The sequence below is a fragment of the Paenibacillus sp. PastF-3 genome, assembly GCF_029893135.1.
Classification (GTDB): Bacteria; Bacillota; Bacilli; order Paenibacillales; family Paenibacillaceae; genus Paenibacillus_AQ; species Paenibacillus_AQ nitricinens.
The window spans coordinates 297,152-311,168 of sequence record NZ_JARXWM010000007.1 but is presented as its reverse complement, the minus strand read 5'-3'; the positions used below and the strand labels follow the sequence as shown (position 1 = coordinate 311,168).

General features: G+C 46.8%; 9 protein-coding genes. 3 read left to right on the top strand and 6 right to left on the bottom strand.

From position 1 onward, the window contains the following. The first annotated feature begins 150 nt into the window (after nt 1-150). Complete coding sequence (locus M2444_RS16450; protein ID WP_280787485.1) at nt 151-4,692, top strand: glycoside hydrolase family 10 protein; 4,542 nt, start codon at nt 151-153, stop codon at nt 4,690-4,692. Nucleotides 4,693-5,061: 369 nt separating this feature from the next. Here M2444_RS16450 and M2444_RS16445 read toward each other — a convergent pair whose 3' ends face one another. From M2444_RS16445 to M2444_RS16435, 3 genes are all read right to left on the bottom strand, one after another. Beyond that, nucleotides 5,062-7,428, bottom strand: a complete 2,367-nt coding sequence (locus M2444_RS16445; RefSeq protein ID WP_280787484.1) for an MMPL family transporter — start codon at nt 7,426-7,428, stop codon at nt 5,062-5,064. A gap of 29 nt (nt 7,429-7,457) precedes the next feature. Next, entirely contained in the window at nt 7,458-8,075 is a 618-nt protein-coding gene (locus M2444_RS16440) for a TetR/AcrR family transcriptional regulator (protein WP_094872232.1), read from the bottom strand. A 257-nt stretch (nt 8,076-8,332) separates the two neighbouring features. After that, nucleotides 8,333-9,865, bottom strand: coding sequence for a DHA2 family efflux MFS transporter permease subunit (locus M2444_RS16435; RefSeq protein ID WP_481857503.1), 1,533 nt, complete (start codon nt 9,863-9,865; stop codon nt 8,333-8,335). Between the two features lie 204 nt (nt 9,866-10,069). On the opposite strand from M2444_RS16435, the gene M2444_RS16430 reads away from it, so the two are divergent. Beyond that, entirely contained in the window at nt 10,070-10,651 is a 582-nt protein-coding gene (locus M2444_RS16430; protein WP_094872235.1) for a TetR/AcrR family transcriptional regulator, read from the top strand. Between the two features lie 68 nt (nt 10,652-10,719). On the opposite strand, the gene M2444_RS16425 is transcribed toward M2444_RS16430, so the two are convergent. Genes M2444_RS16425 through M2444_RS16415 form a run of 3 tightly spaced genes read right to left on the bottom strand, consistent with a single transcriptional unit; the run spans nt 10,720 to nt 13,744 of the window. Then, entirely contained in the window at nt 10,720-11,985 is a 1,266-nt protein-coding gene (locus tag M2444_RS16425) for an ABC transporter substrate-binding protein (RefSeq protein ID WP_256990641.1), read from the bottom strand. A 38-nt stretch (nt 11,986-12,023) separates the two neighbouring features. After that, a complete protein-coding gene (locus M2444_RS16420; RefSeq protein WP_280787483.1) occupies nt 12,024-12,863 on the bottom strand; it encodes a carbohydrate ABC transporter permease in 840 nt (279 codons plus the stop codon). Then, entirely contained in the window at nt 12,863-13,744 is an 882-nt protein-coding gene (locus M2444_RS16415; protein ID WP_094872239.1) for a carbohydrate ABC transporter permease, read from the bottom strand. Before M2444_RS16415 ends, M2444_RS16420 begins: the two co-directional genes overlap by 1 nt. A 125-nt stretch (nt 13,745-13,869) precedes the next feature. On the opposite strand from M2444_RS16415, the gene M2444_RS16410 reads away from it, so the two are divergent. After that, the gene (locus tag M2444_RS16410) at nt 13,870-13,992 is read left to right on the top strand and encodes a hypothetical protein (RefSeq protein ID WP_280787482.1); all 123 of its coding nucleotides are present in this window, start codon (nt 13,870-13,872) and stop codon (nt 13,990-13,992) included. The last annotated feature ends 25 nt before the right edge of the window (nt 13,993-14,017 follow it).

The following is a 14,017-nucleotide window of genomic DNA, read 5'->3' as shown; positions in this document are numbered from 1 at the left end:
GTCAATTGCGTCGGAGATGTAAAATGGTGTAAGCACACATGTAAGCGGTTACAAATGGAGGTGGATCTCTAATATCAATTTTTAAGGGCAGCTTCTAGAGGGTTTAGGTAATAACCACTTTGAAAAATAACTTGAGGAGGAATGCGACAAATGAATAGAATGTTTAGACAAGTCATCTTGATTTTACTCGCAGCTGTTTTGCTTATTCCATCAGGTTGGTTAGCTCCGATTACGAAAGCTACGGCGCAGGATACGACAACGTCATCAGATACGGTAACCGTATATCACGAAACCTTTGTGAACGGTAAAGGTGTTGCAGGTCAATCAGGTGGTGCTAGTCTCACCCCTGTCACCGGTAAGGTTTTTGACGGAAATGCTGACGGTGCTGCTTTATATGTTGGCAATAGAAAAAATAACTACGACGCAGCTGATTTCAAGTTTAGCGACATGGGCTTAGAGAACGGTAAAACCTACTTGGTGTCCGCATCTGTTTATGTTGACGCTGATGTGGTTGTACCTACTGGTGCACAAGCTTATCTTCAAACTATAAATAGTTATGGTCTTTTGGCAAGCGTGAATTATGAAGCTGGAAAAGCGATCACTCTGACGAAAGAACTCACTGTGGACACGAGTAAAGATACGACGCTGCGAATTCAATCCAATGAGATTGGTGAGGCCGTGCCGTTTTACATTGGGGATATCCTCATCACGGCAAAAAAAGCAGTCACAGAAACGGATAAAGAAATTTATCACGAAACTTTTGCAAGTGGTAAGGGTTTAGCCACACAATCAGGCAGTGCTGCTCTAACACCTGTAACAGGTAAGGTTTTTGCTGGTAATGCTGATGGTGCCGCATTATATGTTAGCAATAGAACAAATGACTGGGATGCGGCTGATTTTACATTTAGCGACATAGGCCTGGAAAATGGTAAAACCTACACGGTGACCGCAACAGTATACGTTGATCCTGATGTGACTGTTCCTAGCGGTGCACAAGCTTATATACAAGCAATAGGCAGTTATGCCCTTTTGGCAAATGTGGATTATGTAACAGGCAAAGCGATCACCTTGACTGGCAAATTCACTGTGGATACGAACAAAGATACGAAAATTCGTGTTCAATCCAACGATGTCGGGAAAACAGTTCCGTTCTATATCGGCGATGTGTTGGTTACAGAAAAGGTGACAGCAGAGCCGACACCATCACCAACGCCAGAAATACCTAGAGATCCAGCTTTACCTTTTACTACAATTACTTTTGAGGATCAAACGACAGGTGGCTTTGAAGGCAGAGCAGGTACTGAAACACTTACAGTTACCAAAGAAGCGAATCATACGAATGATGGTTCATACGCTTTGAAGGTAGAAGGAAGAACAGGTACTTGGCATGGACCATCATTACGTGTGGAGAAATATGTGGACAAAGGCTACGAGTATAAAGTTTCGTTCTGGGTTAAGTTGTTCGACCCCGCAAGCTCGCAGCTCCAGTTGTCTACTCAGATTGGCAATGGAAGCAGTGCCAATTATGTTTCGCTCGCACCTAAAACCATCAGTGCAAGTGATGGCTGGGTTCAGTTCGAGGGAACATACCGCTATAACAATGTAAGCAGTGAGTATTTGACCCTTTATGTGGAAAGCTCCAGCAACAGCACCGCATCCTTCTACATTGACGATATCAGCTTTGAAAAAACAGGATCGGGTCCGGTTGGCATTCAAAAAGATCTAATTCCGATTAAAGATGCTTATGCAAATGATTTTTTGATTGGAAACGCAATATCGGCGGAGGATTTGGCAGGTGTCAGACTTGAACTTCTAAAAATGCATCATAATGTCGCTACGGCAGGGAATGCCATGAAGCCGGATGCGTTGCAGCCTACGAAGGGGAACTTCACGTTCACCGGTGCAGATGCGCTTGTAGATAAAGTGCTGGCGGAGGGAATGCAGATGCATGGACATGTCCTGGTGTGGCATCAGCAATCACCTGCATGGATGAATACAACAACAGATGCAGAAAACAACACGATCCCTTTGGGGCGCGATGAAGCGCTCGGAAATTTGAGAACCCATATCAAAAATGTTATGGAGCATTTTGGCGATAAGGTGATCTCCTGGGATGTTGTTAATGAGGCGATGAGCGATAATCCATCTAACCCGACGGATTGGAAAACTGCACTGCGATCCGCCCCATGGAAAAGTGCTATTGGAGCAGATTACGTAGAGCAGGCATTCCTGGCAGCAAGAGAAATATTAGACGCGAATCCTGATTGGGATATTAAACTCTATTACAATGATTATAACGAAGATAATCAGAATAAAGCACAAGCCATCTACAGTATGGTCAAAGAAATCAATGATAGGTATGCGCTGACTCACCCTGGTAAACTGCTAATCGACGGTGTCGGCATGCAGGCGCACTATAGTATCAATACGAACCCTGAGAATGTGAAGCTTTCCTTGGAAAAGTTCATTTCCTTGGGAGTCGAAGTAAGCATCACCGAGCTGGACATTCAGGCGGGAAGCAACTATCAGCTTTCGGAGAAGCTTGCTAATGCACAGGGTTATCTGTATGCGCAGTTGCTAGAAGTCTTCAGAGCTCACAGGGACCATATCACACGTGTTACCTTCTGGGGAATGGATGATAACACAAGTTGGAGAGCTTCCTCCAATCCGCTCCTGTTTGATAAAAATCTTCAAGCTAAACCAGCTTACTATGGCGTTATAGATCCTGATACCTTCATTGAAGAGCATGAGCCTGAATCGGTGGAAGCTAATCATTCTACTGTCAAATTCGCAACACCTGTCATAGACGGAACAGTTGACGAGATCTGGAGCCAAACCGCTGAAATCCCGATCAACCGTTATCAAACAGCTTGGCAGGGAGCGAGTGGAGTGGCCAAAGCGCTCTGGGATGATGAAAATCTATATGTCCTGATTCAAGTTAGCGATACGCAGCTTGATAAGAGCAGTGTGAATGCATATGAACAGGATTCGGTTGAAATCTTCTTGGACAAAAACAACGGGAAAACAACCTTCTACCAAGAAGATGATGGACAGTACAGAATTAACTTTGATAATGAGACTTCATTTAATCCTTTAAGTATCGCAGCTGGCTTCGAATCGGCAACCCACATTTCCGGAACAAACTATACGGTTGAAGTGAAGATTCCACTTCAAGGCATAACTCCGGATGATGATACAAAGCTTGGTTTCGATGTACAAATCAATGATGCAAAAGACGGCTCACGTCAAAGTGTTGCGGCTTGGAATGATACGACAGGTACTGGATATATGGACACATCTGTGTATGGTGTGCTTACCCTCAAGGGTAAATCTGCGGGTTCGGAACCAACACCAACACCAACACCAACACCAACACCGACGAACCCAACAGATCCAACAGATCCGACGGAACCATCAGCAACTCCGACTCCTGTTCCTACAGCAACACCAGCGCCAACCAATGAACCAACTGGTAGTAGCAACATTGGCAGTGCAGTAACAACTCCACAGCCTGCAGCCATTGCATACAAAGATGGTGTTGTTACGATTACACCGGAGGTCAAATCTGAAAACGGGCGTGCCATAGGAACAATCTCCAGCGACAATTTGAAAAAAGCGCTTGAACAAGCTACAGCCGCGGAAAATGGCAAGAAACAAATCGTAATCGAAGTACCAAAGCAAACGGATGCGCAAGTGTATGATATACAATTGCCTACCCAAAGCTTGATGGGGAAAGAAAACTATGAGCTATTGCTTAAGACGGAAAATGCTACAATCCGAATTCCAAGCAATATGCTGTCCAACGTAACTGATAATGCTGAGCAAGTAACTATACGTATAAGTACGGTTTCAACGGACAGCTTGAATGCAGCCACCCGCAATTTGATCGGCAACCGTCCGGTTATTGATCTAAGTGTTGTATCAGGCGATAAAGTCATTCCATGGAATAACCCTAAAGCTCCTGTCACGGTATCCATTCCGTATACACCGACAGGGGAGGAACTAAGTAATCCGGATTTAATCGTTGTTTGGTACATCGATGATAAAGGCAACGTAGCTCCGGTTCCGAATGGTCGATATGATGCTGCCACCCAAACGGTTGTATTTCAAACGACCCACTTCAGCATTTATGCAGTAACCTTTGTAAATAAAAACTTCGGAGACCTGCAGAGCGTAACTTGGGCAAAACAAGCCATAGATGTTATGGCAGCTCGCAATGTCATTCAAGGAACGAGCATGAATAATTTCTCACCTGCAGATTCTATAAAGCGGGCAGATTTCATTGCTCTTCTTGTCAGAGTGCTTGAACTGAAGGGAACGGGCAATAGTTCAGCGATGTTCAGCGATGTTCAAAAGACAGACTATTATTATGATGAACTAGTTATCGCGAAGGAACTGGGAATTGCCACAGGCTTTGAAGATGATACGTTCCGACCATACAGTGAAATCTCTCGTCAAGATATGATGGTGCTGACCGCACGGGCACTGGCGGTATCCGGCAAGCAAGTCAAGGCGAGCGGCGCTTTAATTGCTTATCTCGATGAAGCAAGTATCTCCAGCTACGCGAAAGACAGTGCATCCTTGTTGATCAGATTCGGGATTGTGAACGGTAAGAATGGTAGAATTTCGCCTAACGACACGCTTACCCGTGCTGAAGCAGCAGTGATCTTGTACCGCATCTGGAAGCTGTAAGCTCAGCTTAGAAAGAAGCGCCTTTATAATTTGGTAGCAAGAAATATTAAAAAAACGTAAACGACACAAAACAGCGATTCTCCCATCCTTGGAGAATCGCTGTTCTTGTATATGTATAGGACAAGGGATATGGCTATGCCAGAAAGGAGGCAACGAGAATCTGTGGAAAGTACAACAATATGTGCTAAATTTATACTAACAGAAACCAACTCACCCGATAGGTTAATTTGTTCGTCGATCAATATAGAGAAGATTTCTCTGACACAGGCAGAACCGTAATGCCATAAAAAGTAAAGCAGACCCTGCAGGTAGTTCGCAGGGTCATGCTCTTCAAAATTTTGGGGAGACTGTCTAAAGGCTGTCCACTTCTTATTTCTTACCTTCTCCCTTGGCATTGAGCATGGCAATTAGCTTATCACCCTCGACATCGAGGTTCGGAAGCAAGCGGTCTAGCCATTTCGGAAGCCACCAGGCTTTGTCGCCGAAGACGGCCATTACCGCCGGAACGAGCGTCATTCGGATGATGAAAGCATCGATCAGGATGCCGAAAGCCAGCGCAAATCCGATCTGCTTGATCATCGCATCAGGTGCGAAGATGAAGCCAGCGAAGACGGAAACCATGATTACGCCTGCGGCAAGTACGACGCGGCTGGCGAGATCGTAACCCTGAACGACACTGTCGTTGCCATGACGTCCATGGACGTAAGCCTCACGCATGGAGCTGACGAGGAATACCTGATAATCCATCGCCAGTCCGTACAGAATGCCGGTGACCAGAATTGGCATAAAGCTGAGCAGTGGGCCTCCTGTGTCAAAACCAAACAGAGAGTGCAGCCATCCCCACTGGTAGACGGCCGTGGTTAGGCCAAAAGTAGCGAGGACGCTGAGAATAAAGCCTACCGTCGCCTTGATCGGAACGATGACTGACCGGAAAACGAGTAATAGAATAATTAGTGATAGGATTACGATGATGCCAATATACAAGGGAAACGCGTCGGATAGCTTGGAAGACATATCGATATTAATCGCAGTGAAACCGGTCACGCCAAGCGTTACATCATTTGCTGATGCGAGGCTGGAAGCGGGATTACGCAGATCCTGCACCAAATCTCTCGTTTTTGTATCTGTAGGGCCGGTTTTAGGAATCAGACTGATAATAGCAATATCTCCGGTCGCGTTGACGCCCATTGGGGACACAAGCGTGACGTTATCATGCATTTGCAGCTCTTGAACCAGCTTGCCAAGTGTCTGCATTGAAATCTTGTCGGACGGGTTGTTTGGCTGGGCCACAAGGAGTAGCGGACCGTTGAACCCTTCGCCGAAGCCCTTGGAGATGATGTCATAGCTCTGGCGTGCTGGAGTGTCCAGATTTGCTGAAGCGCCAGACGGAATACCTAACTCCATTTTGGTGACTGGAATCGCCGCTGTGCCAAGAACCAAGACCACTAGAACAATGATAGCCCAGCGGTATTTTACCGTAGCGTTCGCCCAGCGGTGTGAGAACCCGTGGCGGGCTTTGCCCGCGGAAGCTACGTTCTTTGAACGTGCCTTGACGGTGCAGATCCGTTCGCCTACCAGACCCAGCAGTGCAGGCAGCAGGGTAAGCGCCAACAGAACAGTGATCAGAACGCTGACAGCAGCAACGAGAGCCATGGTTGACAAGAAGCCGATGCCGATGACCAACATGCCGCAAAGGGCGATGATGACGGTCAGTCCGGCGAAGAATACTGCACTGCCGGCGGTGCCGACCGCTCGGCTTGCTGCTTCCTTGGCACTTAAATTCTCATCGAGAATTAACCGCCGCTGCCGGTTCACGATAAATAAAGAGTAGTCGATACCGACAGCCAGACCGATCATGACTGCGAGAATGGGTGTAATGTCATTCATGTGCACAATATTCGAAAGAGCAAAAGCACCGCCGACGCTAATCGCGACGCCAAGGAGTGCGGTAATCAGCGGCAGTCCGGCTGCAACAATCGAACCGAGTGTAATAAACAGCACAACTGCTGCGACGGCTACGCCGATCGCTTCCGTAGATCCGATGGACGGTGTGCTTTTGAGCGAATCACTCGGAATGGCTGTGATCCCGGAGCCTGCCTGCTCCACCTCGGTTACAGCCTTAATAACGTTATCTGGTACAGAAGAGGGGAGAGATGTCTGCTGAACCGTGAACTGGAATTGGAACAGGGCGATGCTGCCGTCGGCGGACAGCATGACGCCGGGAACCGGAGCACCATCAAGGATTAGTGGCCCGTAAGGAGCGGCCTGAGCTGCAGCAGTAGCTTGACCCGCAGCGTCTGTCTGACCCGCCGCCGAAGGGTCAGAAGTGGCAGTCTGGCCACCAGCAGCTGCAGATGGGTCTGCTCCTGCAGCTTGACCCGCAGCCGCCGCGGCTTGCGCGGCCAGTTCAGCAGGATTGATGATATAATCCATGCTGTAGACATCATTTATAGCCTTCAGAATCACTGCTGATCTCTCCGGCGTATCTAGCCGTTCTCCATCAGGCGCGGTGAAGGCAACGCTCGCCTGACCGCCAGCAGCCGCTGGAAGCTCCTTGACCAGCATATCCAGTACTTTTTGCGATTCAGTGCCTTCAATTTTCATTTCCGAGCTGGACTGGATACCATTGACACCAAGCAATGCGCCTATAACACCAAGAATCAGAATCCAGACCGTAAGAAAATACCAGGGCTTGGTATATGCAGATTTACCCAATCGGTACAGAAATGTAGACATATTATGGTTTTCTCCTTTGTATCTCTAAATTAGAAACCTTTTCGTAAATAAGTGAACATTGAATTTAGATATTGGTCGAACGATATGGCATCGGAGTGTTCATCCTGCGCTTCACCTGGTAGCATGACATTCAGACGTCCATCCAGAATCGGCACGAACGCTCCGTAAACGGCACCAGCGAGAAGATGTGTATATCCGTCGGCATAGCGCCCATGAGTGAACTGTTCGAGCACTTCCTGCGCGGCAATCTGCAGGCGGCGGAATACGCTGAGGATATAAGGCTCCAGTGACTGATATTGATTTGCCAGCGATACGAATTGCCGCAATTGATACAGAAACTCGGAAGTGAACTGCAGCTTGAACAATTTATACAGAGCATCCAGCGGTGTTGCATCTGGTGGCAGGTCCTCGAATAGCTTGCTCTGACCCTCTCTTGAAGAGTTGCTGATAAAATATGCGGCTACCGCCTCCTCTTTGCATGAGAAGTAGTTGGCAAAGGTCCGCCGGGAGTAGCCGGCTTTCTGGACAACGTCGTCGACGATGAAGCCGTCCATCCCTAGTTCAAGCGCAAGCTCGAAGGCAGATTTGGCTAAGGCATAGGCAGTAGCTTCTTTTTTTTTGTCGCGCAGCGTCTGTTTGGGGTTCAAATTCTATGCGATCTCCTTTCTTAAGTACAGAGGATAGTCTGTGCTCTATTTTCTATTTTTATATTATTGCCCAAAGGGCAAAATTGCGCAATGGGCAATTTTTAAGAAACGAGTGGAGGTTATATTCAGGATACAGGATAGTGAACCGTCCGAGGTTGTAAGCAGGGTAGTTGTCAGACTAAAAAGAGATCAGCAATGATTAACATTGCTGATCTCTTTTGCAATTTACTTTAAATAGTGCTATTTGCTTTTATATATTAAGCTTCTTTGGCGATGATCTTTTTGAGCTTCACTTCGGGTTCTTGCTCAAGATCAGGCGCTTGCCCAACACGTTTAATGAAGAAAGAGAGCAGCAGGCCGAGAATGCCGATACCAACAATGACTAGATAGGAATCATTGATACCTTGGATGGAAGCCTCCATAATCATATGTTCCTGTGTTCCGTTTTGTGTGCTACCGGAGGCTAGCATATCCTTCATATGCGTTGTGGTACGACTCGTCATTACGGTGACGAGTAGGGAAGTCCCCACGGCGCCAGCCACTTGTCGAATGGTATTCGAGATCGCTGTACCGTGCGCACTAAGCTTGGAAGGCAATTGATTTAGCCCTAAAGTTTGGATAGGCATCAGGAGCAGAGCCATCCCGATCCGGCGTCCTGTTGACATATAGACCAGATACATATAACTGGTTGAGTCCGTTAAGTTCACAAAGCTTAGCGTAGTTGCAATTGTAATGAGTAGACCGATGATGGCAAGCCATTTTGCCCCGAACCGGTCGAACAGCTTCCCGGTTATCGGCATTAGTAAACCCATAATGAGTGCACCAGGAAGCAGCAGCAAGCCGGATTCCATCGCTGTAAAGCCACGGGCATTCTGCAGATACAGAGGCAACAGCATCATATCTGCATACATCACGATGGTAACTGCGATACTGATGACAGTCGTTAAGGAAAACATACTGTATTTGAAGGCTCGAAGATCAAGCAGCGGGTTCTGGGAAGCTAGCTGTTTCCAAGTAAACAAGCCAAGGGAAAGGACACCCAGGCCCAGAGACAACAGCACTTCCGCGCTTGACCAGCCAGCGCTGGCAGCGCGGCTGAAGCCATACAGCAAGGTTCCAAAACCAATCGTAGAAAGAATTACGCTAACAATATCCAACTTGGGAAAGATGCGCTCCGATACATTTTTTAAATAAATAAATCCGCAGATAATTACAATAACGGTCAATGGAATCATGCCATAGAACATAGTTTCCCAAGAATAATGCTCCAAAATATATCCGGCTAGAGTAGGTCCAATGGCAGGCGCAAAAATAATGGCTAACCCTACCATCCCCATGGCCGCCCCTCTCTTTTCCGGAGGGAACAGGGTCAAGATGACATTCGTGAGCAGTGGCATGATAATCCCGGCACCAGCTGCCTGAATCATACGACCGGTCAGCAGAATAGGGAAGTTAGTTGCGAGCGCCGAAACGATCGTTCCAGCCAAAAATATAAACATGGATGCTTGAAAAAGCTCTCGCGTCGTAAACCGTTGCATCAAATATGCTGTAATTGGGATCAGAACCCCATTAATCAGCATATAGCCTGTTGTGAGCCACTGAGCGGTAGCAGCCGTGATATCAAAATCATGCATTAACTCCGGAACGGCAACGCTCATTACCGTTTGATTCAGTGTTGCAAGAAAGGCGCCCAAAATCATAATGAATAAGATGGGTCCCTTTTTTACGGAACTGCTTGTTACTTCTGTCTTTGTACTCACTCCACTCCATCCTTTCAAATCTTCGATCATGGACTAAATTTACAGTGTGTTGTATAGTTTACAATGCATGAATTAGATTATAAATGAAATTTTCATGTAATCAAGCAACGATTTGCGAAAAAATGTAAAATAGTTTACATTCATTTTAAATTTGTAGTGTTTTCTCATGAAAAAACAACAATTTATTAAAAATTGTAGTTTACGATATGAATGTAAAAGATTGGAGAGAGTAGGATGAATAACACATCGCAACGTACAGATCCACGGGTACTTCGTACACGTCAATTGCTTAGAGATGCTGTGATTGAATTGCTTGAGGAAATGGATATTGAGAAAATATCAGTAAACCGTATTGCAGAGCGGGCTAAAATCAATCGGGTTACTTTTTATCTGCATTATCGGGACCTGCCGGATATGTTAGAAAAGATGGCGGATGAAATGGTGGAGGACATTCTACAAGTAGTGAACAACGAAGATAATGATCACGAATCGGTTGAAGAAGAGAATTTAAGAATACTTGAGAGTCTGCTAAAGCATATTGCGGAAAATGCAAAATTCTACAAAGTTATACTCACATCGAAACGGAGCCCGATTTTTACTGATCGACTGTTTGACTTGATGGCGGAAATCATTTCTGCACACCAGGAGAAAAAGGAGGGTGCGGCTGATCATTCCAAGATGCCCATACAGAAGGACATTGCCGTTTGGTACGGTTCTGCAGCCTTAATTGGCACGGTTATTTCTTGGCTTCGAGATGACATGCCCTATACGCCAGTGTATCTTGCCAGACAAATAAGTATGCTGCGTGCTAACTAGTCAAATGAATGCGATCAAAGGAAAAGCCGCGCATCATTGCGCGGCTTTTGATGTGCAGAGCGGGTTACTCACTGCACACTGAGATTATCCCAGTTGACTTGAAATTCCTTCAGCATGCCTTCTTTCGTCAGCTTTCCACCGAGATAGCCTTGAATGCTGCTGGATAATTCCTGTGGCATCCCGTTTGGCAGACGGGTCCAGTTCCAGGTTAGTGCTTGATCCTTATCGGTATAGGCTAACACTTCGGCGCCCAGCGCTCCAAGATCTTCTTCGGTGCCCTTAATGCTGTCGAGCGCAGGGATGAACTGGAATTCCTTAGTGATATACTTTTTCCCAGTCTCGGAGGTGACCAGCCAATCCAGGAAGACCTTGGCTTCCTGCTTAACGGGGGAGTTTTTATTGATCACCCAATTGCTTGGCACGCCTACATACAGCTTGTCGTTGTCTTCGGGGGTGTCGTCAATGGGCATCGGCAGGATACCCAAATTTAGATTAGGATCGATACCATCGATCTGTCCTTGCGTCCAGTTGCCCTGCTGCATCATTGCGGCTTCTCCGCTCGCTAGCATAGTGACTTGGGTATTATAGTCTGTCGAGAGAGGGTTCTTATTGCCGTACTCTACAGTAAGGTCGAGTAGATCGATCCACTTGGAGAAAATAGGGTCTCCGGCGAAGGTTTTGGAACCGTCTGTAAGTCCGGCGATGAATGCCTCCGGATCAGGCTGCTGGGCGAAAGGTACGTTCACATTATGATTGCCAAGCACGAACCATTCCTGGTAGCCGTTCGCAAAAGGTGTGATGCCAGCTGCCTTCAACTTCTCTGAGGCTTCGCGCAGAGCGGTTAGCGTCAATGGCTTCTCGGTGATGCCGGCTTTTTTAAATAGGTCCTTATTATAGATGAAGCCGTATCCTTCCAGATTCATCGGCATGCCATAGAGCTTGCCATCGATGGTCATTTGTTCTGCTGCAAGTGGCTTTACATCCTTGACCCAAGCTTCGCCGCTCAGGTCCTCCAGATATTCCAGCCACATATCACGTTCATTGTTGCCGCCGATGGTGAAGATATCCGGTTCATCTCCAGATGAGAACTTGGCGCGTAGGGAGGCGCCGTAATCGGTCCCGCCACCGACGCTTTGGACCTCCAGCTTAATATTGGGGTGTTCCTTCTCAAATTCAGTCTTAAGCGAAGCGAGCGCTTCAGATATTTCAACCTTGAACTGGTAGATATGCACGGTTTTAACTCCATTCGCATTGTCGCTGTTATCTCCGCAGCCGGCTGTCAGGGCAGCCAGCAGCAGGGAGCATGCGAGGAGAATTCCACGTTTGGTTCTCATATTCATTCATCCTCTCTGGCTGAAAATAACATGTATCGTTAGCCCTTTACGGAGCCTTGGGCAATGCCTTCAATAATATATTTTTGCATCGCTAGGAAAAAAATGACCACAGGCGTAATCCCGAGCACAAGTCCCGGAAGCGCCAAATCCCACTGTTTCGTATATTGTCCGAAGAAGCTATAAGTGGCGATGGGAATGGTGCGAAGCACCGGGTCCTGCAGAATAAGCGAAGGCATTAAGTAATCGTTCCAGATCCACAGGGTATTCAGAATAATGACAGTGACAATAATCGGCTGCATGAGCGGAAGCACAATCCGGAAAAAGGTACCATAAGGACTGTTGCCATCTACTCTCGAAGCCTCCTCAATATCAAGAGGTACCGATTTGACGAAGCCATGGAACAGAAATACAGTCATAGGGGCGCCAAATCCAAGGTACGCTAAAATCAAACCTGCGGTTGAATCCATGACGCCCAGACCGCTAACGACTTGCACCAGCGGGATCATGATCGCCTGAAATGGAATAACCATAGCGGCCACTAAGGCAATATAAAGTATGCGGTTATATAAGCTGTTATTGCGGACCATTTTGTAAGCGCACATAGAGCAGAGGAACGCTAGCAGAATATTACTAATCACCGTGATAATAAAAGAGTTTAGGAAGGCACGAGGAAAATTAATGGCTTTCCAAGCTTCGGCGTAGTTGCTCCACTGGAATACGGAGGGCAACGCAGCGGAATCCGAAAGAATCTCACTATAGCTTTTAACCGAGTTAGCTAGCAGAAAGTAAAACGGTACTAGGAATAGAAGGCCCAGCAGGATCGCAATCACTTCGACGAGAAGCAGGGGCACATTGAATTTCTTGGCGGTAGTCTCCATTACAGCTCCACCTCTCTTTTCTTAGTTGCTCTAACCTGTAGCAGGGAGATCAAGGCCACAATGACGAAGAAAATCATCGCTTTCGCTGAGCCCATCCCGAATCGGCTAATAGTGTAGGCCTCATTGTAAATATTCAACGCTACAGATTCGGTAGCTTTGAAGGGACCACCCTTGGTCAGCGACAGGTTAAGGTCGAACAGCTTAAACGACCAGGAGATAGAAAGGAACAGACAAACGGTTACAGCCGGCATAACCAGCGGGATGATGACATGGCGTAGAGCCTGAAAGCGTCCGGCGCCATCCACTTTTGAGGCTTCAAGCAGGCTTTTGGGAACGTTGTTGATTGCAGAAATGTAGATGACCATTAGGTACCCTGCATTTTGCCAGACAAATACGATCACTATCGCCCAGAAGGCTGTCCCTCCGGTGCCCAGCCACGGAAGATTAAAGAAGGACCAGCCCGTAGCCTGTCCAATCGAGGAGAATCCTCTTACAAAAATAAACTGCCAAATGAACCCGAGCAAAAGTCCACCAATGACATGAGGGACAAAAAATACCGTTCTCAGGACATTACGCGTGAACAGCTTACGGGTCAGTACATAAGCGAGTGCGAAGCCGAGCAGATTGGTCAGCACCAGGCCAAATAAAGTGAACTTCGCTGTGAACCAGAATGAATGAAGAAAGGAAGGGTCCTTCGTGAATATATGTAGATAGTTCCGGAGTCCGGCCCACTCCACATGACGCGAGATTCCGTTCCAGCTGGTAAATGAATAATAGAGTCCTAAAAAGAAAGGAATCAGCACAATCATAAAGAAAAACAAGGAAGTCGGCCCGACAAAAATAAACTGCTGCATCAGGCGTGATCTTTTTCTATGGTCCATCGTTCCTCACCCCTTTTTGTTAATGTAAACTTTTCATTCTATAACCGGATTGGTGATTAAGCGAAACAAAAAGTAATATCACGCACAAAGTAATCTTAACCAGTTACGGTATCGGAGAGGCAAAAATGCCTTTGATAGCGCCGAAAGTGGTCGATTTGGAGAAAAGAGAGGCGAAAATGCCTTTGATAGCGCTGAAAGTGGCTGGGCTTTATTTTCACTGGCTCGGAGCGATTTCTTTTCGGGCTTGACAGCCCTTTCAAAGAATCGGTATGG

What these genes read in the sequence shown, in the direction of transcription:
- M2444_RS16450 (WP_280787485.1), top strand. Translation starts at nt 151, where the DNA reads ATGAATAGAATGTTTAGACAAGTCATCTTGATTTTACTCGCAGCTGTT.
- M2444_RS16445 (WP_280787484.1), bottom strand. Translation starts at nt 7,428, where the DNA reads ATGTCTACATTTCTGTACCGATTGGGTAAATCTGCATATACCAAGCCC.
- M2444_RS16435 (WP_481857503.1), bottom strand. Translation starts at nt 9,865, where the DNA reads ATGATCGAAGATTTGAAAGGATGGAGTGGAGTGAGTACAAAGACAGAA.
- M2444_RS16430 (WP_094872235.1), top strand. Translation starts at nt 10,070, where the DNA reads ATGAATAACACATCGCAACGTACAGATCCACGGGTACTTCGTACACGT.
- M2444_RS16425 (WP_256990641.1), bottom strand. Translation starts at nt 11,985, where the DNA reads ATGAGAACCAAACGTGGAATTCTCCTCGCATGCTCCCTGCTGCTGGCT.
- M2444_RS16420 (WP_280787483.1), bottom strand. Translation starts at nt 12,863, where the DNA reads ATGGAGACTACCGCCAAGAAATTCAATGTGCCCCTGCTTCTCGTCGAA.
- M2444_RS16415 (WP_094872239.1), bottom strand. Translation starts at nt 13,744, where the DNA reads ATGGACCATAGAAAAAGATCACGCCTGATGCAGCAGTTTATTTTTGTC.
- M2444_RS16410 (WP_280787482.1), top strand. Translation starts at nt 13,870, where the DNA reads ATGCCTTTGATAGCGCCGAAAGTGGTCGATTTGGAGAAAAGAGAGGCG.